Source organism: Thalassolituus pacificus (assembly GCF_025318105.1).
In the GTDB taxonomy this organism is placed as follows: domain Bacteria; phylum Pseudomonadota; class Gammaproteobacteria; order Pseudomonadales; family Oceanobacteraceae; genus Venatoribacter; species Venatoribacter pacificus.
Window position 1 is genome coordinate 45,926 of the sequence record NZ_JAOANI010000019.1, and the last position, 23,862, is coordinate 69,787.

Annotated in this window: 20 protein-coding genes; 15 read left to right on the top strand and 5 right to left on the bottom strand. The window is 52.8% G+C overall.

Features of this window, described 5'->3' with window-relative positions; translation table 11 throughout:
• Positions 1-84 precede the first annotated feature (84 nt).
• The 6 genes from NYR02_RS10850 (at position 85) to NYR02_RS10875 (ending at position 4,605) form a co-directional block, all read left to right on the top strand.
• Complete coding sequence (locus tag NYR02_RS10850) at positions 85-276, top strand: hypothetical protein (protein ID WP_260976389.1); 192 nt, start codon at positions 85-87, stop codon at positions 274-276.
• On the top strand, positions 248-652 hold the full coding sequence (locus NYR02_RS10855) for a DUF6933 domain-containing protein (protein ID WP_260976390.1): 405 nt from the start codon (positions 248-250) through the stop codon (positions 650-652). The genes NYR02_RS10850 and NYR02_RS10855 overlap by 29 nt, the downstream gene beginning before the upstream one ends.
• Positions 653-1,249: 597 nt before the next feature.
• Positions 1,250-1,855: a phage tail protein gene (locus NYR02_RS10860; protein ID WP_260976391.1), complete on the top strand. Its 606-nt coding sequence runs from the start codon at positions 1,250-1,252 to the stop codon at positions 1,853-1,855.
• A gap of 9 nt (positions 1,856-1,864) precedes the next feature.
• Positions 1,865-3,058, top strand: a complete 1,194-nt coding sequence (locus NYR02_RS10865; RefSeq protein ID WP_260976392.1) for a hypothetical protein — start codon at positions 1,865-1,867, stop codon at positions 3,056-3,058.
• A gap of 99 nt (positions 3,059-3,157) precedes the next feature.
• A complete protein-coding gene (locus NYR02_RS10870) occupies positions 3,158-3,547 on the top strand; it encodes a DUF3127 domain-containing protein (RefSeq protein WP_260976393.1) in 390 nt (129 codons plus the stop codon).
• Positions 3,548-3,768: 221 nt separating this feature from the next.
• A complete protein-coding gene (locus tag NYR02_RS10875) occupies positions 3,769-4,605 on the top strand; it encodes a glutathione S-transferase N-terminal domain-containing protein (RefSeq protein WP_260976394.1) in 837 nt (278 codons plus the stop codon).
• Here NYR02_RS10875 and NYR02_RS10880 read toward each other — a convergent pair.
• A complete protein-coding gene (locus NYR02_RS10880; RefSeq protein ID WP_260976395.1) occupies positions 4,602-5,102 on the bottom strand; it encodes an RrF2 family transcriptional regulator in 501 nt (166 codons plus the stop codon). The two genes, NYR02_RS10875 and NYR02_RS10880, sit on opposite strands and share 4 nt — an antisense overlap.
• Positions 5,103-5,246: 144 nt before the next feature.
• Here NYR02_RS10880 and NYR02_RS10885 point away from each other — a divergent pair, with 144 nt between their 5' ends.
• Positions 5,247-6,224, top strand: coding sequence for an NAD(P)/FAD-dependent oxidoreductase (locus NYR02_RS10885; protein WP_260976396.1), 978 nt, complete (start codon positions 5,247-5,249; stop codon positions 6,222-6,224).
• Positions 6,225-6,623: 399 nt separating this feature from the next.
• On the opposite strand, the gene NYR02_RS10890 is transcribed toward NYR02_RS10885, so the two are convergent.
• Entirely contained in the window at positions 6,624-8,339 is a 1,716-nt protein-coding gene (locus NYR02_RS10890; protein ID WP_260976397.1) for a beta-ketoacyl synthase, read from the bottom strand.
• Positions 8,340-8,565: 226 nt separating this feature from the next.
• On the opposite strand from NYR02_RS10890, the gene NYR02_RS10895 reads away from it, so the two are divergent.
• The 4 genes from NYR02_RS10895 (at position 8,566) to aceF (ending at position 16,060) form a co-directional block, all read left to right on the top strand.
• Positions 8,566-9,552: a GlxA family transcriptional regulator gene (locus NYR02_RS10895; protein WP_260976398.1), complete on the top strand. Its 987-nt coding sequence runs from the start codon at positions 8,566-8,568 to the stop codon at positions 9,550-9,552.
• Between the two features lie 708 nt (positions 9,553-10,260).
• Positions 10,261-11,298, top strand: coding sequence for a hypothetical protein (locus NYR02_RS10900; protein WP_260976399.1), 1,038 nt, complete (start codon positions 10,261-10,263; stop codon positions 11,296-11,298).
• A 372-nt stretch (positions 11,299-11,670) separates the two neighbouring features.
• The gene (aceE, locus tag NYR02_RS10905) at positions 11,671-14,349 is read left to right on the top strand and encodes a pyruvate dehydrogenase (acetyl-transferring), homodimeric type (protein WP_260976400.1); all 2,679 of its coding nucleotides are present in this window, start codon (positions 11,671-11,673) and stop codon (positions 14,347-14,349) included.
• A 13-nt stretch (positions 14,350-14,362) separates the two neighbouring features.
• Positions 14,363-16,060 carry a dihydrolipoyllysine-residue acetyltransferase gene (gene aceF / locus NYR02_RS10910; protein ID WP_260976401.1) on the top strand — a complete coding sequence of 566 codons (1,698 nt, stop codon included), beginning with the start codon at positions 14,363-14,365 and terminating at the stop codon, positions 16,058-16,060.
• 186 nt (positions 16,061-16,246) lie between these two features.
• Here the strand turns inward: aceF and NYR02_RS10915 are convergent, their stop codons facing one another.
• Both NYR02_RS10915 and NYR02_RS10920 read right to left on the bottom strand, forming a co-directional pair.
• Entirely contained in the window at positions 16,247-17,116 is an 870-nt protein-coding gene (locus tag NYR02_RS10915) for a CPBP family intramembrane glutamic endopeptidase (protein ID WP_260976402.1), read from the bottom strand.
• A gap of 343 nt (positions 17,117-17,459) precedes the next feature.
• The gene (locus NYR02_RS10920) at positions 17,460-18,068 is read right to left on the bottom strand and encodes a MarC family protein (protein ID WP_225692572.1); all 609 of its coding nucleotides are present in this window, start codon (positions 18,066-18,068) and stop codon (positions 17,460-17,462) included.
• Between the two features lie 177 nt (positions 18,069-18,245).
• On the opposite strand from NYR02_RS10920, the gene rlmF reads away from it, so the two are divergent.
• Positions 18,246-19,496: a 23S rRNA (adenine(1618)-N(6))-methyltransferase RlmF gene (rlmF, locus tag NYR02_RS10925; protein WP_338055949.1), complete on the top strand. Its 1,251-nt coding sequence runs from the start codon at positions 18,246-18,248 to the stop codon at positions 19,494-19,496.
• A gap of 175 nt (positions 19,497-19,671) precedes the next feature.
• On the opposite strand, the gene NYR02_RS10930 is transcribed toward rlmF, so the two are convergent.
• A complete protein-coding gene (locus NYR02_RS10930; RefSeq protein WP_260976403.1) occupies positions 19,672-20,436 on the bottom strand; it encodes a GntR family transcriptional regulator in 765 nt (254 codons plus the stop codon).
• 278 nt (positions 20,437-20,714) lie between these two features.
• Between NYR02_RS10930 and NYR02_RS10935 the strand changes: the two genes are divergently transcribed.
• The 3 genes from NYR02_RS10935 to NYR02_RS10945 are packed head-to-tail and all read left to right on the top strand — an operon-like array spanning position 20,715 to position 23,862.
• A complete protein-coding gene (locus NYR02_RS10935) occupies positions 20,715-21,581 on the top strand; it encodes a (Fe-S)-binding protein (RefSeq protein WP_260976404.1) in 867 nt (288 codons plus the stop codon).
• Positions 21,578-23,185: a LutB/LldF family L-lactate oxidation iron-sulfur protein gene (locus NYR02_RS10940; protein ID WP_260976405.1), complete on the top strand. Its 1,608-nt coding sequence runs from the start codon at positions 21,578-21,580 to the stop codon at positions 23,183-23,185. The genes NYR02_RS10935 and NYR02_RS10940 overlap by 4 nt, the downstream gene beginning before the upstream one ends.
• On the top strand, positions 23,182-23,862 hold the full coding sequence (locus tag NYR02_RS10945; protein ID WP_260976406.1) for a LutC/YkgG family protein: 681 nt from the start codon (positions 23,182-23,184) through the stop codon (positions 23,860-23,862). The genes NYR02_RS10940 and NYR02_RS10945 overlap by 4 nt, the downstream gene beginning before the upstream one ends.

Below are 23,862 nucleotides of genomic sequence, written 5' to 3' on the forward strand. Positions count from 1 at the left end.
ATACTTTGAATTCTGTTTCATCTTACGGATTCTTTATGTTCTTCTCTGTATTATAAAGTTCTTCACTATATTTTTGGTTTTGACATGATCCACCTCCACGCTTCGAAAAAGCTGTTTGAAAAACTGCCGCTGAACGAAGACGGTATGCTTTATCTGACCCCAAATACTCAGTCGCTCTATCAACAGACGGCGCTGGACAATAATCCGTTAAGCGGCTGGCATGGTCATCTGGTTGATTTTGATGGTTATGACTGTTTTTTTTTTTGTTCACGATGAAACACGTTTTTCGTTGTTTCTGCCGGCGTTAACCAAGCCGGATTTTGCTGAGCTGAATGATCTTTTTATCGATGCCTTTATGAATACTCTGCTGAAGTGCGGGGCCGATGAGCGTCATATGACCGCAGCGCAGCAGTGCCTGCGGCCGTTGCTGGTCGATACTCAGTGCAACCGTTCGGTTCAGGGCACCCTTAACCGGGTGAAGTTTGAGGTTGAATGTATGTTGGAGGATGAGCCGGTCGATTTAGCTGAGGTCGCGGGTTATAGCGTGGGTGCCTGGCTGTCGGATACCCCGCGTAATATCAAAGGCAAGGGCATGCTCTGGCCGGATCGGGCGATGCTGGAGTTGTTGGAAAGTCTTGATGCTGGAAGTTAGTACACATTTGAATAATTCTGAACGTTTTCAGTAATCCCAAATGGGCACTGAATTATTCAAAGGTGCCCTGATAAAATAAATCGTCTGAATTCTGTACCTTGGTTGTGCGCCTTGGTTGTGCGTAATGCTGAGTGATTATTCTCTATGCAGCGGGTGCGTGTGCCATTCGGGATTGTTTTAAGGGTTGATATAGCGCTGGTTTCCTCTCTCTTTGATCCTTACATGGTCGTCATCTAACAGATGGTTATGGCTTTTCGGTTGATATGGTTGAAGTGGTTGGTGCCATTTTATTCCATGTTTAAGGTTAGCGGTTTTGCCATATTGCGGGCCTTTATTTCAATACATTTGTTTCAATACATTTGTTTCAATACATTTGTTTCAATACATTTGTTTCAATACATTTGTTTCAATACATTTGTTTCAATACATTTTTTCAATGCATTGGATTGAATATCGCGTTTTCTGGCCTGATTTGAAATGTGGAATTCAGGTTTGCCAGAAATATCGGGAGGGTTGGGATTCATATTGATTAGAAAATAATTAGTGGTATGATGCCGGTCATAAAATAATCAATGGTCAACTTTGACAGGACGTCCCATGAAACGTTACCTCGCCTCACTAGCTTTCGTATTCCTTCTGCCTTCTGCCCCGGTTACTGCCGGATCCGATCCCTTTATTGGTGAAGTTATGTGGGTTGGCTATAACTTTTGCCCACGTGGATGGGCTCCGGCGGATGGTAGGCTGCTTCCTATCTCACAAAATACCGCGCTGTATTCGTTACTCGGAACATACTTTGGCGGTGATGGTCGTACTAGCTTTGCATTGCCTGACTTACGCGGCCGGACATCTGTTGGTGCAGGCCAAGGGCCGGGCCTGTCCAGAGTGGATGTTGGGCAGCGAGGCGGTTCTGAATCTGCTTATTTAAGTCAAAGCAACTTGCCTAGTCATAATCATGCCTTGCCTGCACCTGTCGCCACGGCAGAGCCGGGTAATACCGCCGATCCGGTTGGCAGTTATATTGCTGATGGTCAGCGCGCCGCGATCTATCGTAAAGCCGCAGACACCACTACAACTGAGCCTATGGCCACTGCTGGTGCAGCTACCGGTAATAACGGTGGAAGTCAGCCTTTCTCTGTGAGAGATCCATATCAGGTGATGACCGTCTGTATTGCCACTCAAGGCCTTTTCCCGTCACGCGATTGAGGCATTACCATGCAATACTGGAAGGTTTCTTTTGCTTGCCTGGCCATTGTCTCACTGATGAATGCTCATGCTGCAGAAATGAATTTTGAAACGCAGCCGTGGAGTAATCATGAAGAGCTGGCATCATCGGTCATTGTCGATGATCTTGTTTTTTCGGTGCCCCCGTCTGTGGGTATGAAAGCCGTTGTGGCGCCGGCTGCTCTGTATCCGGGTTTTAATCCTGAATATCCGGCGCAAACGCTGACTATTGAGCCTGTGGATGCCGATAAACAATTAACGTTGAGCAGCTTTGCCGCAACCGATCTGTTTAAAATGGCGGATAAAGTTCTGTTGGTGCGTGGTTATCGCAACGATGCTGTGGTTATTACGCAATCGGTTCCGTCATTCTGGGATAGCGATAATAAAACTGGTGTAGCGGTTGCGCTGACCGGGTTTGATCGTCTGGATAAGGTGGTTATCAGCAATGATATGGACCTGGATCAGAGCGATGTGTATTTCTTTCTGGAATCGGTTAACTATGAACTGAAAACGCGGGTGGTTGCGCCGGAGATTACGACAGCTCAGCTTTTGTCGGCCACTGCGGGTGATTACGTTGAAATTCGTCTGGATTATTTGACCGTAACCGGCGGGCAGACGGTTTACCCCGATGGTTTTACTCTGCAGATAACCTTGCCAGACGATGGCAGCTTTACGCTGGAGAGTGATGGTATTCGCATCAGCGAATCGTTTGTCGGTACGCTTACGGTTCCGGTAGCGGTTTATGATGGTCTGTATGTGAGTAATGAATATCCATTGCTGATTACCGTGGCAGCTAAACCGACTGATCCAACTGATCCGACTGATCCAACCGATCCAACCGATCCAACCGATCCAACCGATCCAACCGATCCAACCGATCCAACCGATCCAACCGATCCAACCGATCCGACTGATCCGACTGATCCGACTGATCCAACTGATCCGACTGATCCGACTGATCCAACTGATCCGACTGATCCGACTGATCCGACTGATCCGACTGATCCGACTGATCCGACTGATCCGACTGATCCGACTGATCCGACTGATCCGACTGATCCAACTGATCCAACTGATCCTTCGGGAGAATCTGATGGTAATTCTGACGATTCATCAGGTGGTCATATGGGGTTCTGGTTTGTTTTACTGGGCGGTTTACTGTTGCGACGCAGACGGTCGTTATGATCAAAAACAAGACGCCGCGATAAGCGGCGTTTTTTATGTCTGCGTGTTCGGTGTTATCCTTCGGGGCTAACGTTACAGGAATCATCAGGTATCAACGCTATGTCCAAAAACTTCGAAGCTCAGGGAATCATCCATTCCATCGACGAAACCCGTTCTTACGGTGCCAATGGTTTTACCAAACGCGAGTTTGTGATCAAACTGACCGGCGATGGCGAGAAGCCGGAGTACCCTAATTACGTCGCGCTGGAGCTTCTGAAAGACAAGTGTGCGCTGATGGATGCTTACCGCGTTGGCGAAGAGGTGGTGGTGCATTTTAATCTGTCCGGGCGTCTGTGGACCAAGCCGGGTAACCCGGAAAAATGCTTTACCAGCCTGCAGGCATGGCGTATTGAGCGTGCCGGTGCGGAAGGTTCTGCGCTGTCGGCTGGCGGCGATTATGATCAGTTCGCGCAGACCATGCCGAACTACGATGATGATGTGCCGTTCTGAGTATCGGCCTCCCGCTGAATAAACGCATATAAAAAAGCGCAGCCATTTAGCTGCGCTTTTTTTTAACCTCTTGCTGTTGGCAGTGTATTGCCTGTCAGCCTTCAGTTTTTTGCCAATTACGCCACCAGCAGGGGTTTCCCGGCCATTATTCTCTCTGCTTTGAACCTTACCCCGGTGTACGGGCGTGCGCACAATAGCCGCTTTTCTGCCGGAGTGGTTGTATGGCAAACAGGGCGTTGACGTTATTCACCATTAATATGTCGCATTACAGCGAGAAAATCCGCTGGCTGCTCGACTATGAAGAGATTCCCTATCAGGAAATTGCACTGACGCCAGCGCTGCATACCCTGCCGATGTGGCTGAAAGGCCGACGTGCGCAGACTACGGTGCCGTTATTGCAAAGTGGCAAAACCTGCATTCAGGACAGTCCGCGCATTGTGAGCTGGCTGTCCGGGCATCACAGCCCGCTCGACAGTATGCCCAGCGGAAAACAGCAGGAAATACTGGCCATTCAGCAGCGTTTTGATGCCATTGGTAAGCCCATTGCACGTTATTTATATCTGCCGGGTTTTGCCCATGATGCCTTAATCCGCACCATCTGGACGCAGTTTGCAAAACCCTGGGAGCGGCATTTTATTACGCTGGCGTACCCGCTGATTAAACCGGCATTCAGAATTAAATTGCGTATTTATCCGCGTGCGGTGACGCAGGCAGAGCAGTTGATTGACGCTGAAATCCGCTGGCTGGAGCAGCGCTTGCAGCAGCTAAAGAAAGGGCAGCAGGAAAAAGGGCAAAAGGAAAAGCAGGGAAGGCAGAGCAAGAAGTGCCGTTATCTGGTGGGGGATGCGTTTTCATTTGCCGATATTGCGGCCGCCTCCATTCTCGCGCCGCTGGCGTGTCCGCCTGAACATCCGATTTACGGCGAAGCAGAATTCCGTGAAAAAATGGCGGGCCCGGCTCAACAGTGGGCGGATAGTCCGGCGTTGCAGTGGGTGCGTGAGATTTACGCCGAGCATCGCGGTAAGGTCTGGGAAAAGCTACCGGCCAAGGCCGCTTAAGCCTTGCTGTCTCTATACTCAGGGTCGGCCGTTTTGCCGGTTGCTCTGTCTGTTGCTTTGTCAGTAGCCGTGGGCAAGCGGCCGTCGGGCGAATAACCCACCGCGAGAGTATCCAGTGTCACCTGGCTGAAGCGCTCCAGTACCAGCGCTTCGGCTTCCTGCAGTGCATCGTTAATAGCAGCGTTAACTGCCTGTTCGATTGGGCAGGTCGTGTATTCATCGCTCAGGCCGATGGTAAATAACGAACTTTCTTTCAGTGCGCGGTGGATATCCTGCAGCGTAATTCCGGCTAGTGGCGTGGCCAGTTGCCAGCCGCCACCGTGGCCTTTGCCCGAGCTTACATAGCCTTCGGCTTTCAGGATCGCCATCGTGCGCCTTACCACCACCGGGTTGGTGTGCAGCATCTGCGCAATCTGGTCCGATGTCAGCGGAGCGGTCTGGTAATGCATATGAACCAGTACGTGCAGCATGCGTGACAGGCGGCTGTCTTTTCTCATGATGTATCCGTGATGTGGGTGGCGATGGCTGATAGCGAATATTCTACGCGGTTTTATCATGACACATTAAAAGTGTCATGAGTTGATTTTCTTATCTTAAGTAACTTATATTGTTTCGTGAGTGAATGAGACGGAGAAAATGTCATGACACACGCAACTCACCCGCAAAACAGCCATACCTTTAACATTCAGACCCGTACACCGGACATCTATGACTGCCTGATCATCGGCGGCAGCTTTGCCGGTTTATCGGCGGCACTACAACTGGCCCGGGGCCAGCGTCAGGTGCTGATTCTTGATGCCGGGGAAACACGCAACCGCTTTGCCGAAGCATCCCACGGGTTTTTCACCCTCGATGGTGTCTCTCCGGTCGAGGTACGCCAGCGCGCGCTTGAACCCTTGCTGGCCTACCCAACGGTCAGCCTGCGTCAGACCCGCGTCACGGCGGCCCGCAAGAGCGAAGAGGGCTTTGTGCTGCAAAGTGACGATGGCCAGGAGGTAAAAGGGCGAACCTTAATACTGGCGACTGGTGTGGCCGATCAGCTGCCGGATATTCCGGGTCTGAAAGAGCGTTGGGGCAAAACGGTAATTCATTGCCCGTATTGCCACGGTTATGAGCTGCGTGGTCAGCCGATTGCCGTTCTCGCTGGTTCAGCGCATTCGGCGATGCAGGCCGCGATGTTGCCGGACTGGGGGCCGACAACGTATTTCACGCAGGGCGATTTCGAGCCGGACGACGACCTTCTGCCGGTTCTGACACGGCGTGGCGTAACCATTGAGCGCACACCGATTGTGGCGATTGAAGGCGAAGGTGGAGGGGAAGGCGAGGGTAATGCGGTATCGGCGGTGCGTCTGGCTGATGGTCGCCGTATTGCGGTCGGCGCGGTTTATGTTGCGCCGCAAACTCAGATTGCGCAGTCACTGGTTGAGCAATTGGGGCTTGCTACCGAAGAGGCCCCCACCGGGCAAATGATCACTGCCGATGCCATGCGCCAGACCAGTGTGCCGGGTGTGTTCGCCGCCGGTGATACGGCAATGCCAATGCATAATGCCACGCTGGCGTCCGCATCCGGAGTGATGGCCGGAGTTGGTGCTCATCGCTATTTAATATTTAACGGGTAGCGGCCCATCGCTACCTGATTTTTAATGAGCAGCGGTGAGCACTTTTTCTTTCGAATTATCTATAGTCCTTCGTGCTTCGTGGCTCTATTCCTTCGGATGTTTATCGCCGTTCGTGCTGAGCGCGAAATACTCGAAGCATAAACGGAGATTATGGCATTTGCCCTTCGACACGCTCGTACCTCGCTGCTCAGGATGAACGGTTTTCGTGCTTTGCTGCTCAGGATGAACGGTTTGGGGATACGCTCGTGCTTTGCTGCTCAGGGTGAACGGTTTGGGGATACGCTCGTGCCTCGCTGCTCAGGATGAACGGTTTGGGGAGACGCTCATGCTTTGCTGCTCAGGATGAATGGTTTGGAGACACGCCCGTACCTCGCATCTCAGATTTAAAGGGCTATAGCTTTAAAGTGCCACAGCCTGCTCCCAGCCTTTAATACGGATTTCGCTATCAGAAATCTGCAGGTCTTGCGGTTCCAGCACATTTTCACCAAAGCAGTAGCGCGGTTTGATTTTTCCGGCGGTCATATTCTGATCGTAATCCTGCGCCTGTTGCTGAACAAATTCATTGCGCGCCAGATAGTCTTTCCAGCGTTGGTTGCCGTATTTATGTGCCAGTAATTTATGCGTTTGCTGCGGGCTGACAAAAAATCCGGAGGCGTTATTACCGCCAAAACCTTTGGCATTAACAAATGCCAGCGGCATTTTTTCGGCATTAATCGGCTGGTGCTGCAGCAGAATATTCAGCCCCTGCTGGTGCACATCGTCGGCAATTTCGGTGGTCGTGGTAATGCCGGGAATAATATGGTTAGCCCAGCTGCCGAGACTCATTAATAACTGGTCGGCGGAGGCGGCGGCAATGGAGTGGCCGAGGTGTGCTTTAACGGCAGTTACCGGCCAGTTCTGGATATTAAAGGCACCGGCCAGTTCGCTGAAAATATGCGACTCTGTTGTGCGGTTTGCTGGTGTACTGCTGCCGTGGGCCTGAACAAAAGAGCCATGACGCAGGGCATCTTCACCCAGCCAGCGACGGGCTTCGGCCATGGCTTTACCCATGGTCAGGTAGTTGCCGACACCGGGGTTGGATATGGATTTTTTATAACCGTCGGCATTTACAAATACATCACCTACCGCGGCATAAATGGTCAGGCCTAATTCCAGTGCAAGTTCATCATCACAGAGCACAAAAAACTGCGCCGATTCGGCGATGGTAAAGCCGCCGTTATGGCCAAACGGGCGGCTTGCCCGGCGGAAATCCGGAGTCTGTTCTGCGCTTAAACCGTCTAAGTCGCGCAATTTTTGTTCAGTAATTAACGCCGTCATAGCGCTGTAGCCTTCGACAGTTTCCGGCGTGAGTGGCGCTTCGCTGTTACCGACAATCACCAACCGGCGGCGGCCACTCTGAATATCATCCAGCGCGACTTTTAAATTGTATAAAAAGGTCGCACAGGCACCGACCATACTGCCGGTAGCGCCGACATTACCCAGCACGTAGGCGTTAATAAAATCGGCGGGCATTTCGCTCAGGCCCATCGCACATTGTTTGGAGCTGGTGCGCTTGCCCAGCAGGGAAGACTGCAGCATGCCACCGTGGCCATTGCCGTCGAGCTGGCCCATGGCAGAGCCGGCATAAACGGCGATTTCGTCAGGCTGCAAACGCTGGCGGATAGCATCCCAGTCCATGCCCAGCTGGCCCAGAGCGTCGGAGGCGGCATATACCGCCATCTGCAATCCACGGGGATGATGACGCGATGGGTAAAGTAACGCCGGGTCAAAGCCTTTGGGGGTTTGTCCGGCACTCTGTACGGCCAGGCGTTTATGGCTTAAGCGCCAGCAGGGCGTGCCATCGCTGTCGGTAAATGGCTGGTGAAAAGGTACCGCGCTGGCATCCCAGTCCATATTGTCCCAGCCGCGTACCAGAGTGCCGTTGATGATCTGTTCACGCCAGGCAGCATCGCCGTTCAGTGGCAGATTCATGCTTTGTGCCAGAGCATTCAGGGTGGCCTGTTGCTGCTGGCTGCCCAGCTCATCCAGAACCAGACGCTGGTAAGCATGGTGTGCTGAACTGCGGCCCGCAGCGTTAATGCCACCAAAGGCGGTAATAACGGCCAGTTTTCTCATGATTGCTCTCCTGATAACGCAGGCCCGGCAGGGTAAAACGTCTGTCGGGCGGACAAATGGGGGAATAAGGCCATTGTAGGAGTGCATTCTGCTTAGCCATTAGGATACTCTGGACAAATATGGTGACAAAAAAGACGCCATTACAGAGGCGGGTTCACAGCTGTGTTGCGCAGCCTGTTAAGTGAACGTTGCCGTTGCTGTTTAAGGAGCCGTTTAAGGAGCCGGAATGATCCGCCATGTCACCCTGCTGGCCATGGGCCAGATGCTCAGTTCCAGTGTCGCTATTCCGCTGGAAATGCTTGAGGCCACACGGGCGCGATTACGTCTGGCGCGTGATCCGCGTGCGGTGTTTCAGGTAGACGTGGTGGCACAGCAATTACAGCCGCTGACCATGCTGGGTGGTTTTCAGATCCGCCCGGGCAAAATTCTGGATGAAGTTGAACACACCGATTTAATTGTGGTGCCGGCACTGTGGCGTAACCCAAAACCGCAACTGGCGCAGCAGGCCGATACCATTGCCTGGCTGGCGCGTCAGTACCGCGCCGGTGCCAGCATTATTGCCATTGGTACCGGCGTTTGTTTGCTGGCAGAGGCCGGACTGCTGGATGGCAAGCCGGCCACCACACACTGGCATTATCTGGATCAGTTCGCGCGCGATTACCCCAAAGTAAAATTGCAGCGCCAGCATCTGCTGACACAGGATGGCCGGCTGTATTGCGCGGCCAGTGTGAATTCCGGTGCCGATTTAATGGTGCATTTTATTGGCCTGCAATATGGCCGTGAGCTGGCGTTGCAGGTAGAGCAGCAGTTTTCACCGGAGGTTCGTAACCCCTTCGAGAAAAAAGTCTTTTATGCCGATCAGGCGCATCAGCACCCCGATGAAGTCATCGCCCTGGCGCAGACCTGGCTGCAGCAAAATGTGCAGAAACCCTTGTTGTTAAGTCAGCTGGCGGCTGATGCCGGTTTAAGTGAGCGCCAGTTTGACCGGCGCTTTCGTGCAGTTACCAGCACAACACCGACGCAATATCTGCAGAAATTACGCTGTGACAATGCCCGCGATTTATTGCAGAACTCCAATCTGAGTGTGGCCGATATCGCCGCCGCCGTGGGGTATAACGACGGCGGCTATTTTACCCGGATTTTTCGTCGGCTGGCTGGGCAGACGCCGGCAGAATACCGCAAAAAAGTGCGGGCCAAGTTGTTCAGTAGCTGAAACAGGCTGTTTGAAAAACATCTGACTCCCACGCTCTGCGTGGCAGCCTTTGCTGGCGCAGTTGTATTCCCACGCGGAGCATGATATCCGGCCCTTCGACACGCTCGTACCTCGCTGCTCAGGGTGAACGGTGTAGATATAAATCGCGGCTCAGGATGAACGGATCCAACTTTACCGTTCGTGCTGAGCGCGAAGCAGACGAAGTATGAACGTGATTATTTGGCCCTTCGAAACGCTCGTGCCTAGCTGCTCAGGACGAACGGTGTAGATATAAATCGCGGCTCAGGATGAACGGATCCAACTTTACCGTTCGTGCTGAGCGCGAAGCAGTCGAAGTATGAACGTGATTATTTGGCCCTTCGACACGCTCATACCTCGCTGCTCAGGGTGAACGGTGTAGATATTAATCGCGGCCCAGGGTGAACGGATCCAACTTTACCGTTCGTGCTGAGCGCGAAGCAGTCGAAGTATGAACGTTATTATTCGGCCCTTCGACACGCTCGTACCTCGCGGCTCAGGACGAACGGTGCTGTGTATCTGGAGAGTGTCTGCGCCTGGCTCCCACGCTCTGCGTGGTAGTTTTTGCTGACGAAGTTGCATTCCCACGCGGAGCTTGGGAACGAGAAATGGGAACGAGAAATACTGCATAACTTTACCCATATTTGTTGTAATCTCGGGCCGTTTAAGGCACTACTCAATGGATAAAAAATGTACGGAAACTTATTAAAAATACTGCTGCTTGTTCAGCTGGTGTTAATCATTACTCCTGTACAGGCGGGAAGAAATAAAGATTATTCAGATCTTACCTATTTTTCGCTGACCAGCAATAATACCTTTCCGGACGCTGCTTATCAGTCGCTTACCGGGTTGGGTGATGCCGATCTGGTTGTGGCTATCAGCCTTGACGATACTCCTTATCAAAAGGAGATCAGTTTCAGGGTAGAAGCCGTAGCCGGAAAACTCTATGCGCCGGATATTGTTGTGCTGGATGAACATTTTCGCGTTATTCAGTTAACCAGCTCTTATGCGGATATTGATGCCTGCGATGAGGAACTGGATCATCATGTGATACTCAATAGCGAAGCCCGTTATCTGGTCATCAAGGCAGGGTATAAGGGCAACCGGAAAGCAATGGATACCTGTGTCCGCTGGTGGGCGGTTCCGGGATTAATTATTCCGGTATTTTATTCGGCTGAAGTGTTCGCCGCATATGAGCCGGAAGGGAAGTCCAGTCTGGAAATAGACAAGGTATGGAATGAACGAACGCGCTTTTTCTGGTCTTCTGAGCTGGAAAGTAATGGTAAGGATTTTTTGCGCAGCAGCGACAATCCGGACTTTAAAACCCCACCCAGCGTGAACTTTCATCTCGGCGCTGATGTGCCTTTAAATCCTACGTCCTTTCTCCGCGCCACCCTGGGCGCGCGCTTTACCACGGTCAACGATCAGCAGCAAAAAGGTCAGATGCTGTATCTCGGCGCCGGTTACCGGCCAACACAAAACTGGAATATCAGTGCCGGACTGCGGGCGGAGTTTAACCGCAGCCAGATTGCTCCCTGGATTGATTATCAGGGCAATGCAGCGGTGAAGTATGACACCAGCTATGGCTTGCGCCTGGGAGCGGGTTATCACCTCGGCCGTTCCTGGAGCTCTGAATTGTCAGCAACCTTGCTGGAGCTGGAAACCCAGTCGGGCGTGTCGGTGTCTGGTAGCAGTTTGTCGCTGGCGCTCGTTTATCACTTCAATTAACCGCTATCAGCGGGACGCCCGGGCAGTGTTACTGGTCGGGCGTCGCTCTCCGTTTTTGCGCCTCCTGAATTCCTCTCTACGACCTTGGTGGTAAAAATTGGTCATTCTGTAAAAAAACTACAGGAATGCATTGTCAATAAGCGTTCTTAAGTGCAGACTGGGTTTTGTCAAGGTTTTATGGGCTTTTATTCTGTAAAAGTACTACGAAATAACCTTGGTAAAACTACCTAAAAGGTCTTATCTATGATCATTTTTAAAGAAAAGGATAATAGGTAAGACCAATTTAGACGGTGTTGCAGCTCACAAGGCTGCAGCGGACTCAGTGCCGGACTAATCGGTTGCGGCACGTACAATCAGGAGACCGGAGTTCACATGACACACGATGTCGATGTTTATGAAACGCAGGAGTGGCTGGATTCATTACACGCCACCATTCGTCACGCAGGCCCTGAACGGGCTGCCTTCTTACTGAAAAAACTCTTCGATCATGCCATGGCCAAAGGCGTTGCTTTACCGCCGGCTATTACCACACCTTATCGCAACACCATTGCCACGGAAAAAGAAAAGCGCATGCCCGGCGATTTATTTATGGAGCGCCGTATCCGCTCGTTAATCCGCTGGAACGCGCTGGCAATGGTGATGCGCGCCAACGATAACGACGAAGGCCTGGGCGGCCATATTGCTTCTTTCTCGTCGGCCGCGACCTTATATGACGTTGCTTTTAATTATTTTTTCCGTGGCAACGATGATGGTCATCTGGGTGATCTGATTTATTTTCAGGGCCATTCGGCACCGGGTATTTATGCGCGCTCTTATCTGGAAGGGCGCTTTGACGAGCAACAGCTCGACAGTTTCCGTCGCGAAGTTGATGGCAATGGTTTGTCGTCTTATCCGCACCCATGGCTGATGCCCGATTACTGGCAGTTCCCGACGGTATCCATGGGGCTGGGGCCAATCCAGGCGATTTATCAGGCGCACGTGATGCGTTATTTATCCGCCCGTGATCTGGTTGCCCGTGGCGACCGTAAAGTCTGGGCCTTTCTGGGTGACGGTGAATGTGACGAGCCGGAAACTCTGGGCGCGATTTCTCTGGCCGGGCGCGAGCAGCTGGAAAATCTGATCTTTGTCGTTAACTGCAACCTGCAGCGTCTGGATGGACCGGTACGGGGTAACGGCAAAATCATGCAGGAACTCGAAGGCGTATTCCGTGGCGCCGGCTGGAATGTGATTAAAGTGGTGTGGGGACGGCACTGGGATATTCTGCTGGAAAAAGATAAATCCGGCATGTTGCAGAAACGCATGGACGAAGTCTGTGACGGTGATCTGCAGAACTACAAAGCCAATGGTCCGGCCTATACCCGTGAACATTTCTTTGGTGCTTATCCGGAATTAAAAGAACTGGCAGATGAACTGACCGATGACGATATCCGCAAACTGAACCGCGGTGGTCATGATCCGTTTAAAGTCTATGCCGCTTATGCCGAAGCCGTTGCCCATAAAGGCCAGCCAACCGTGGTGCTGGCGCAAACCGTAAAAGGCTATGGTCTGGGTGATGCCGGTGAATCGGCCAATATTACCCACTCGGTGAAAAAACTCGATAAAGAAGCGCTGAAACAATTCCGTGATCGCTTTGCCATTCCGCTGACCGATGACCAGCTGGATGACGTGCCGTATTACCGTCCGGCGCCGGACAGTCCGGAAATGAAATACATGCGCGAACGCCGCGAGCAGTTGCACGGTTTTGTGCCATCACGCCGTCCGGATTTTGAGCCTTTAAATATCCCGGCACTGGAAGCCTTCCAGAGCCAGCTCAGTGGCAGTGGCGAACGTGAATTATCCTCGACCATGAGTTTTGTGCGGGTGTTATCGCAACTGGTTAAAGACAAAAATATTGGTCAGCGGGTCGTGCCTATTGTGCCGGATGAAGCCCGTACCTTTGGTATGGAAGGCATGTTCCGCCAGCTGGGTATTTATTCCTCCGCCGGGCAGAAATATACCCCGCATGATTCCAATCAGATCATGTATTACAAGGAAGATAAAAAGGGCCAGATTCTGGAAGAGGGCATCAATGAAGCCGGTGCGATGTCGGCCTGGATTGCAGCAGCGACGGCCTACAGCAACAGCCATTGCCCGATGATTCCGTTCTATGTGTTTTATTCGATGTTCGGTTTCCAGCGTATCGGCGATCTGGCCTGGGCTGCTGGCGATATTCAGGCGCGCGGCTTTTTAATCGGCGCGACCTCTGGCCGTACCACCTTAAACGGTGAGGGGCTGCAGCATCAGGATGGCCACAGTCATTTAATGGCGCACACTATTCCTAACTGTAAATCCTACGACCCGACCTATGGTTTTGAGCTGGCGGTCATTATTCAGGATGGTTTAAAGCGCATGTATGAGCAGCAGGAAAACTGCTTCTATTACATCACCACCATGAATGAAAACTACGTCCATCCGGATATGCCACAGGGTACCGAAGAAGGCATTATCAGAGGTATTTATCTGCTGAAAGGCGGTAAGAAAACCAAGGCGGCCGAACCCCGGGTGCAGCTGATGGGGGCAGGCTCAATTTTGCGTGAAGTGGAAGCTGCGGCGGATATTCTGCGCAACGATTACGGCGTTGAGTCGGATATCTGGAGCGTAACCTCGGTGAACGAACTGACGCGTGATGGTCAGCGCTGTCAGCGTGACAATCTGCTTAAACCGGATGCTGAAGCACAGGTGCCGTATCTCACTCAGGTACTGGCCGATAAAAAAGGCCCGGCGGTGCTGGCAACCGATTATATCAAGTCGTATGGCGAGCAGTTGCGTGCCTTTATTCCGCAAAACTGTGGTGGTGCCGCAGGCTTTAAGGTGCTGGGAACCGATGGTTTTGGCCGCAGTGATACACGTAAAAAGTTACGACATTTCTTTGAAGTCAGCCGTGAATTTATCGTACTGGCTGCCCTCAGCAGCCTGGCCGAAGAAGGTAAGCACTTCACCAAAGATGATCTGTTGAAAGCGCGCAAAGCCTTAGGTATTGCGGCTGACAAAAACGACCCGACCCTGTGCTGAGAAGGAGGACATCATGAGTAAACTGACTGTGACTGTGCCCGATATCGGTGGTGCAGAGAATGTGGAAATTATTGAAATTAATGTCGCGGTGGGCGACAGCGTAAACGCCGATCAGGATTTACTGGTACTGGAAACCGATAAAGCAACGATGGAAATTCCCTGCCCGCAGGCCGGTAAAATTCTGGCGTTGCTGGTAAAGGTTGGCGATAAAGTCTCTGAAGGCTCGGCCATTCTGGAGCTGGAATCTTCAGATTCTGCTGACACTGAGCAGAACAAAGCTGAGCCAGCGGCTGCTGCGCACGAGCCTGCTCAGACGGCTCCGGTGGCAGAAATAAACGCCGGCGCAGCAGATGCTTCAGCAACAGATAGCTCAGCAGCGGATAGTGTAGAAAGCCTGATCGATCTGGTGGTGCCTGATCTGGGCGGGGCCAGTGAAGTCACCGTGATTGAACTCTGTGCGCAGCCGGGCGATAACCTGAATGCCGATGATTCACTGATCGTACTGGAAACTGATAAAGCCAGTATGGATATTCCGGCACCTGTAAGTGGCACTTTAAAAGAGTTGCTGATTAATATTGGCGACAAAGTGAAAGAGGGCCAGGTGTATGGCAGGCTGCTGACGCAAGCGCAGCAGGGCTCTGCAGCGACAGCTCAACAGACATCGGCTCAGCAGGCAGCGGTTCAGGCAGCGTCAAATAAAGCGGTGGAAAATGCACCAGCGACAACAGCGGCGGCTGTTTCTGCGGTGCCTGTAGCTGCCGTGTCTGAAACGACGAGCAGTGCAGAAAAAACTGATATTCATAATGTCTACGCCGGTCCGTCTTCCCGTCGCCTGGCGCGGCAACTGGGTGTCGATTTAACCAAAGTAAAAGGCACGGGTGACCGCAGCCGTATTACCAAGGACGATATCCGTGACTACGTTAAAGCGCTGGTAAAACAGGCTGAAAGTGGCGTTGCTGCGGTGACTTCTGGCAGTGGTATTCCAGCGGTTCCGGCGGTTGATTTTGCACAGTTCGGTGAGATTGAACTGCAACCGATGAGCAAAATTAAAAAGGTCACGGCGGCTAATATGAGCCGTAACTGGCTGAATGTGCCGCACGTTACGCAGTTTGATGAAGCCGATATTACCGACCTGGATGCTTTCCGCGCCTCGATGAAAGCGGAAGCAGAAAGGCAGGGCGTTAAACTGACTCCGCTGCCGTTTTTAATTAAGGCAGCGGCCAGTGCCCTGACGCTGGAGCCCAGCTTTAATGTATCGCTGCATCACGATGGCGAACATATGGTGCAAAAACACTATGTGCATATCGGAATCGCCTGCGATACGCCGAACGGCCTGATGGTGCCGGTGTTGCGTGATGCCGATAAAAAAGGCATTTATCAGATTGCCCGTGAAGCCAGCGAGCTGATTGAAAAGGCCCGTAACGGTAAGCTCAAACCTAACGAAATGCAGGGTGGCTGCTTTACCATTTCCAGTCTGGGAGCGATGGGCGGCACAGGTTTTACGCCGATTGTGAATGCACCGGAAGTGGCGATTATGGGCGTGTCTAAGGCGCAGATAAAACCACAGTGGAACGGCAAAGAATTTGTGCCGCGTAATATGCTGCCGCTGGCGGTATCTTACGATCACCGGGCGATTAACGGTGCCGACTGTGGCCGCTTCTTCACCACGCTGGTGGCGTTGTTGTCGGATGTGCGTCGGCTGATTTTATAACCAAGCGTGTTATCGCGGGCATGGCCCGCTCCTACCCAAATCTGCTCCTTTTAAAAGACGCCGATTTGGGTAGGAGTGGACCATGCTTGCGATAAAAAGATTGTGTCATCGGGAAATTCAGCAACATTGATTTTGTAGGAGCGGGCCATGCCCGCGAATACCTTTAGCCTTAAAGATATATTCCTCTCAGCGCAGCCACTGCTCAGGCAGGCCTTTGGTCTGAATCATCGCGGCAAAATCCATGGCCAGCGCAATTGCCACATGCACGGCAACACCACCCCAGATTGAGCGTGACTTTAACGCCAGAATGCCAAGAAAAAAGCCAAATAAAATTGCGCCGGTCGACTCCAGCCACAGCTTTGGGAAATGCAGCATCAGATAGGGCAGGCACATCACCGCGACCGATAAACTGCCAAACTGAGGCCGCAGGCCATTCACAATAAATCCGCGGAAGAAAAACTCAACGGCAATAAACTGGGTGATGTAAATACACTCCCAGAGCAACAGATCAAGCCAGCTTTTATGGGCCAGATTATAAAAGGGGTAGTGGTTGGCAAAGTCGTCGCGGAAGCTGGCCAGAATGGCAAAGAACACAATCGGCGTGGCCAGCAGGCAATAACCTAACCAGTGCTTATGCACCTCGCCCCATTGCCAGCCGTAATCGCGGACGGATTGCTTCAGCACGTATCGGATGGTGAGCATCGGGATAATAATAAAGGTCAGCAAATGCCAGCCTCCCCACCAGACATAACCCAGTAATTCGCGGTACTGGCTGCGCTGATAGCTGATCAGCCACTGGTGGTTGTCAATGGCAAACAGGTTTTCGAGTAGCGGGATTGCAGTACGCAGGTTGCTCGAGTATTTCAGGTAATGCAGCATCAGTAAGCAAACACAGGCAACGGCAATCACAATCCAGGCGCGGTTTTTTAAGGTTGCCGGGCTGACATTCTGCCGTTCCTGATCGGCCTGCTCATCAATGGCGCTGACGTGCGACCAGATCTGCTTCGGGTGCAGCCAGTACAGCGGGTTATGCAGGGGTCTGGATTGCGATGACATAAACATCCTGTTTGTAATGCCGCCGTGCGGCTTTTTGTGAGGGCCTGTCGACACTAATTAAACAGACCTGTTATCGGCTAAAAATTTCTCAGGCAAGGCGCTGAGAGTGTGGCCTAACGGGTTAAGCGAGCGAACAGCAACGCTGGATGAGGGATTTTTAGCCATAACCCTTCGGGCTGAGGCCAGTTTTCCCCATTAACATCGTCGTTCGTCATGCATTTAGCCCGCTAATATCACTCCTCTCTCCTTGTTCTGAGAAAAACTGGCTCTCAGCAGGCGGATTTACTTAGTGTCGACAGGCCCTAGGTAACACGCACGCGGCCGCTACTGTGCCGGCACAGGGTTAAAGCAAAAAGTAGGTCTTAATACCGGACAGGATATTATTCACGGCGACAGAGGCCAGAATCAGCCCCATCACCCGGCTGATAATACTGGCGCCACCATCACCGATAAGCCGGTGAACCCGGCTGGCCAGCAGTAGCAGGACAAAAACCACCCCCAGAACCGACAGCATCACCAGCGTGGTCTGCGACTGTTCGAGCAGGCTGTAACGGTTATTCTCGGTCATCAGTACCGCACCAAGCATGGCGCCGGGGCTGGCAATGGATGGCACTGCCAGCGGAAAAATAGCGGTTTCTCTGCCGTCGCGGGCGATGCGTTTTTCTTCAGCCGGTTTGCCTTCGCCAAAGATCATGGTCAGGGCAAACAGAAACAGCACGATACCGCCGGCAATCTGAAACGCCGACAGCGGAATATTGATGGCGGTCAGAATGATTTCGCCAGCCACCACAAAAAACAGCAGGATCGCGCCGGAGAATAACGTCGCCTGCAGGGCAATTTTGCGCCGTGTCGCTTCGTTATGCAGAGCGGTGACCGCAATAAACACCGGAATGGTGCCGATAGGGTCGATCACGGCAAAAAAGAAGATAAAAGTGGCGATCAGTTCGCTCATAAGGCTCCGGAACTGTATGGGCCTGGCTGCCGGAACGGTTCCGGTCGGAAGAGGCAGGCCGGTTGCTGATGTGGCGTCGTGGCCACAGAAAGTAGCAGGATAATGGAGTTTGCCGCTGAATGCAGCGCTCCGTGCTAATATGCACGGCTATCTGTTGTTATTTCTGTGATGATTCCTGTGACCAAACCTGTTGATTCTGCTGCATCTGACTCTGCGCCGAAAAAAGTATCCGGCGCTTCTCTTTATGGTACGGGTAAGGCCCGCCCGGATGCCTCCTCCGCTGATGGCGCGGGTAAAACCCGTTCGGATACATCCTCTGCGCCCAGTCGTGAGCCGAAAAAAGCGCCTTATAAAGGCCGTAATGCTGAATCCGGCGCGTCCGCTTCTGACAGATCCGGCAGTCGTAAGCCTTCTTCCGGCAAACCATCTTCCGGCAAGCCTTCCTCAGGAAAAGACGCCGCAGCTAAGGCGCCCTATGGTCAGAAGAGCAAAAAACCGGCCGCCCGCCGCGATGATGAAAAAACATCCTCAGCGCTCTATGGCGAAGTAAAGCCCGAGGGGCTGCATCCGCGTAATGTGCATCAGGGGCGTTACGATATGGCAGCGCTGGTGGCCGCGGTACCGGAGCTTGAGTATTTTCTGCAGGCTAATCCGCGCGGTGAACAGACCATCGACTTCAGCGATAACAATGCCGTTGTCTGTCTGAATAAAGCCTTGCTGAAACACCATTATGGTGTTGAGCAATGGAGTATTCCAACCGGGTTTCTGTGCCCGCCGATTCCGGGGCGTGCCGATTATGTGCACTATCTGGCGGATGTGCTGACGGAGTCGGCAAGGCCTTCCGTTAATGCCACACCGCGGGTACTGGATATCGGCACCGGCGCGAACCTGATCTATCCGATTATCGGCACCAGTACCTATGGCTGGCAATTTACCGCGACCGATGTCGATGCCACGGCCATCCGCAATGCCCATGCGATTATTTCTGCCAATCCGGCGCTGCAGAGTATTACTATTCTGATGCAGCGAAACAGTGAGAAATTATTTGGCGGTATGATCCGCCCCGATGATTATTTTGATTTAACCCTGTGCAATCCGCCGTTTTTTGCTTCACAAAAAGAAGCCGAAGCGCAGGCACGACGCAAGTGGCGTAATTTAAAAGGTGATAAAGCCTCGGTAAAACGCAATTTCGGCGGACAGGGGAATGAACTCTGGTGCGAAGGCGGGGAGCTGGCGTTTATTAAGCGCATGATCCACGAAAGTGTGGAGTTTTCAGCTCAGGTTGGCTGGTTCAGCAGTCTGGTGTCAGCCCATGACCATCTTCCGGCACTGAAACAGCTGCTGCGCAAACTGGGCGCGACCGACGTTAAAACCGTGCCGATGGCGCAGGGACAGAAAATCAGCCGCTTTATTGCCTGGCGTTTTTAAAGAAGTGCAGACGGTCTGAATCTGTTTTGCGGCTATCATATCGCTGTTCATGCTTCGACTGCTTCGCGCTCATCCCGAGCGAAAAAATCAGCACGAACGGAAAGGTTTTAGGCGGTTGTGCACTCAGTGCAAACAGCCGAAGCCATGTGAGCAGTTCATATCAACGCATCTGATATCAACGCATCAGGCCAATGCGGCGCAGGGAGCGCTTGGAGTGGCTTTCAAAACGGCTGCTTTGCTGCAGGGTTTCTTCAACAAAGGCCAGATGATCATTCACCGCTTGTTGCGCGGCTTTCGGATCACGGCTTAATACCGCGTCTTTAATCGCGCTGTGCTGGCGCAGGATTTCATCACGCCGGTCTTCTTTGGTGTACAGGTATTCCAGGTTGGTGGCGATGGTCATTTTAAATAAGTTGAACAGGGCGCGCATGGAGTGCAGCAGTACCGCGTTATGTGATGCTTCGGCAATGGCGAGGTGAAAACGCCAGTCGAGTTCCGCTTCTTCTTTATGGCCAATGCGCTGCACATGGCCGTCGAGCCATTCGTTATAGCGCCGTTCAATAATTTCCCGGTCCGTCTCCGTGGCGCGCAGGGCGGCGTAGTGGGCCGCCACTTCTTCCAGCGCGTGGCGGAACTCCAGCAGGTCGTAATTAAATTCGCTGTGGGTCTGAAATAACTGCATCAGCGGATCAACAAAGGACAGACCGATTTCGGCTGAAACAAAGGTACCGCCGCCCTGTTTGCGGGTAACCAGACCTTTGGCTTCGAGTTTATGCAGGGCTTCGCGCAGTGATGGCCGCGACACTTCAAACTGCTGTGCCAGTTCGCGCTCCGGCGGCATTTTCTGGCCGGGCACCAGGCTGCCTTCCAGAATCATGGCTTCCAGGCGCTTGGCAATAATGTCGGAAATCTTGCTGGCGCGGATCGGTTCGTCACTCATGGAATACCCACTGGATTTTTTAGCTTGTTAAAAGGTAAGGCCAATTCTATCTGAAGGTTACACTGCTTGTCAGGCCTGATGCTGGAAATTGGTCTGTTTTTTTATGCGACCAATGTCGATATTACAAAGGGCTATATACGGCATAAAGGGTTTGACCCTGAGCAGGGGCGGCGGTAATTTATTGCGACTAACTATAAGTGGGTAATTGGTAATACCAATCTTCAAGAATTGATAATACCCATCAGCCCACCTTCACAGCCGACAGCGGTGATAGCGCAATGACAGAACACAACACAACAGCGGCAGCCAGCCGCCATCAGCGGGTGTATCCGCCCAAACCAGAAGCGGTTTATCTGCTGGGCACTTGTCTGGTCGACAGCTTTTATCCCGAAGCCGGAATGGATGCGATTGCGCTGCTGCAGCATGCCGGTATCGAGGTGATATTTCCGCAAAGCCAGAGCTGTTGCGGCCAGCCGGCGTATAACTCCGGCTACGACGAGCAGGCGCGTGCTGTAGCGCGCACTCAGCTGCAGGCCTTTGCCGCCGATATTCCTGTGGTGGTGATGATGGGCTCCTGTGCCGGCATGGTGCACAAAGAATATCCGAAGCTGTTTGCCGGTCAGCAGGAAGAGGCGGCTGCCATTGCGCTGGCGGCACGCAGTTATGAGTTCAGTGAATTTATGGTGAACGTTCTGCAGCTGGAGCAACAGCTGGCGCAGGCAGAAGATCAGTCGCCGTTAACCGTGGCGCTGCATACCTCCTGTTCGGCCCGTCGTGGCATGGGTGTGGCGGCGGAGCATAAAGCGCTGGTGGAAAACCTGCCCGGTGTACAGGTCGTTGAGCCTGAACGGGTTGCTGAATGCTGCGGCTTCGGTGGCACCTTTGCAGTGAAACAGGGTGATATTTCTGCGGCCATGGCGGCGGATAAAGCCAGTGCGATTGCCGCCACCGGTTGTCAGCGGCTGGTCAGTGGTGACTGTGGTTGCCTGATGAACATCAGTGGCACTCTTGATAGGCAGGAGAGGGCGTTGCCGGTTCAGCATCTGGCCTCGCTGCTGTATACGCGTCTTAACGGTGGTGATGGCTCCAATATCGGCCAGAAGCGCAGCCAGCAATACAGCAAGAAAAGCGGAGAGAAAGCATGAGCCAGAAAATTGCCTCCGACAGTATGCATATCAATATCGAACAGTTGCAGCAGGAGCTGAACGTCGAACAGCGCGAATTTAACGAGCTGCAGCAACGCCATTTTAAAGTACGCGCCAAAATGGCACTGGAAAACGAAGCCTTACGTAAAAGCTTTCGCGGTGCTTCCGATTTTTTAATGGGCAAACGTAAAGCCGTGTTTCCCGATGAAGGTGCGTTGTCGGCGTTACGTGACCGTGGTGAATCCATTCGTCAGCACAGTCTGGCCAATTTGCCGGAGTTACTGGAGCGCCTGGAAAACAATCTGACCGCCAACGGTATTCAGGTGCACTGGGCCGAAACCGCTGATGAAGCCTGCGCTATTATTCACGATATTTTAACGGCGAATAACGCCCGCACCGTGGTGAAGGGTAAATCCATGGTGACGGAAGAAATTGAACTCAATCATTTTCTTGAGGCACGGGGTATTGAGTGTCTGGAAAGTGATATGGGCGAATATCTGGTGCAGCTGGCCGGTGAAACGCCATCGCATATTATTATGCCGGCCATCCATAAAAATAAGGCACAGATTGCCAGGCTGATGCACGCCCGTGCCCAGACCAGCGATGGTTCGCAGGTGCCTTATACCGAAGACGTTGACGAATTAATCGGCAATGCCCGCGCTATTCTGCGCGATAAATTTATGCGCGCCGATGCCGGTATTTCCGGCGTGAATATGGCCGTGGCTAATACCGGTACGCTGTGTCTGGTGGAAAACGAAGGCAATGGCCGTATGACCACGACTATGCCGAAGCTGCACATTGCCGTAACCGGTATTGAAAAAGTGGTGGAAGATTTTTCCCATGTACCGGAATTACTGACACTGTTAACCCGCTCGGCAACCGGGCAAAAAATCAGCACCTATTTCAATATGATTTCCGGGCCGAAAAAAGCCGGTGAGCTGGATGGCCCGGAGCAGGTGCATCTGGTGCTGGTGGATAATGGCCGCTCGCGTATTTTCAGCCATCCGGTGTTAAAACCGACACTGCAGTGTATCCGCTGTGGTGCCTGTATGAATCATTGTCCGGTCTATGCGCGGGTTGGCGGTCATGCTTACGGCTCGACGTATCCGGGGCCGATTGGTCAGGTGGTGACACCGCAGATTGCCGGATTAGACAAACACGGCGATATGCTCAGCGCCTGCTCATTAAACGGCGCCTGTGGTGAGGCCTGTCCGGTACGGATTCCTTTGCCGGAATTAATCCGCGAGTTACGCGCCGAAGCAGTCAGTCCGCAATTTACCGATGCCGCCGCGGTTTCCAATGCCACTGCAGTACAGGAAGTCATGGGGCGGGGTGCAAAACGCACGCTGGGTGAAAGTTTAATCTGGCGCGGCTGGGCGCTGACCCATCGTTTTGCACCGCTGTACCGCATCATGACCACGGCGATGACCCGCGGTCGCGGCCTGTTCCGCAGTAAAGCCGCCGCTGCACTGTTATCTCCCTGGACCGACTCGCGCAGCACGCCACAACCGGCGCGCCGCAGCCTGCATGAATTAGCCAAAGCCCGGGGTGTGGCTGGCCAGTATCAGAACAACACTGCCGATAAACGCGGAGATAACGCATGAACAGTCGTGAGCGTATTTTACAGCGGCTGTATGCCAGCCAGGTGTCTGCCCAGAACCCAGACCAGACCAACCAAACCACCGGCATTCTGGCGGGGCATGCCGCTGGCTGGACACAACTGGCACAAAGCGAATGGCTGGCTAGCTTTAAACAGAATCTGCTGGATAACCATGCCGAAGTCATTGAAACCACAACGGCCAACTGGGCAGGAGAGCTGGCACAACAACTGACAGCGCGCGGTGTTAAACGCCTGCTCAGCGGTGAGCATGAGCAGGGCAAAGTATTGCTTAATGCGCTGGCAGAACATCAGGCCGCTGCGGTTGATGCATCACTGCTGACCGAGCCGTTAAGCAAAGAGGAGTTGTTTACCGCTGTGGACGCAGGCTTCAGTGTGGCGTCGGCGGGGCTGGCGGAAACCGGTTCGCTGCTGGTCGAAACCGGTCCGCAGGAACCACGGGCGCTGTCGCTGGTACCGCCGCTGAATATTATCCTGCTCAATGCCTCGGCGATTACCGCCAGCTTTTTAACCCTGGTGCAGGCACAGAAATTACCGGCGCATATGCCGACTAATGTGTTGCTGATTTCCGGGCCGAGTAAGACCGCCGATATTCAGCAGACCCTGGCTTATGGTGCCCACGGACCAAAAGAATTGATTGTCTTGCTGTTAACGGATGCCTGA